Origin of the sequence: Kurthia massiliensis, from assembly GCF_000285555.1 — a bacterium.
Taxonomy (GTDB): domain Bacteria; phylum Bacillota; class Bacilli; order Bacillales_A; family Planococcaceae; genus Kurthia; species Kurthia massiliensis.
In genome coordinates this window covers 1-439 of sequence record NZ_CAEU01000086.1, presented here as the reverse complement: position 1 = coordinate 439, position 439 = coordinate 1, and the positions used below count along the sequence as shown (strand labels likewise).

At 40.8% G+C, this 439-nt stretch carries 1 protein-coding gene; it reads right to left on the bottom strand.

Going from position 1 to position 439, the window contains the following annotated elements:
* Positions 1–439: RNA-guided endonuclease TnpB family protein (locus tag KMHG_RS17070; RefSeq protein WP_010285677.1), on the bottom strand; the 439-nt coding region annotated here is incomplete at both ends.

Genomic DNA, 439 nt, shown 5'->3' with positions numbered 1-439 from the left:
TGTGCAAGTCCATACGCGAATGTCGAGTGATTTCTTACCATCTCGATGACCGCAGGCATGACAAATTTGGCTTGATGGATAGAACCGTGAAACTTTGATGATTTCTCGTCCATACCACTTTGCCTTATACATCAGTTTTTGCACAAAAGAGGACCATGACACATCACTAATTGCTTTTGCCAATTTACGATTTTTCATCATCCCTTTTGTGTTTAAATCTTCAAGGCAAATGACGTCATAGTTGCGAATCAATTCCGTTGATAGCTTGTTTAAAAAATCTTCTCGTTGAAACGCAACACGCTCACGCAAGCTAGCCACTTTACGACGTTGCTTTTGATAGTTCATGCAGTCGCGTAAGTTACGACCTTCTTTCTTTGCTTGTTCGTAGCGACGAGATAACTTTCGCTGCTCGCGCTTTAATTTTTGTTCCATTTTGGTT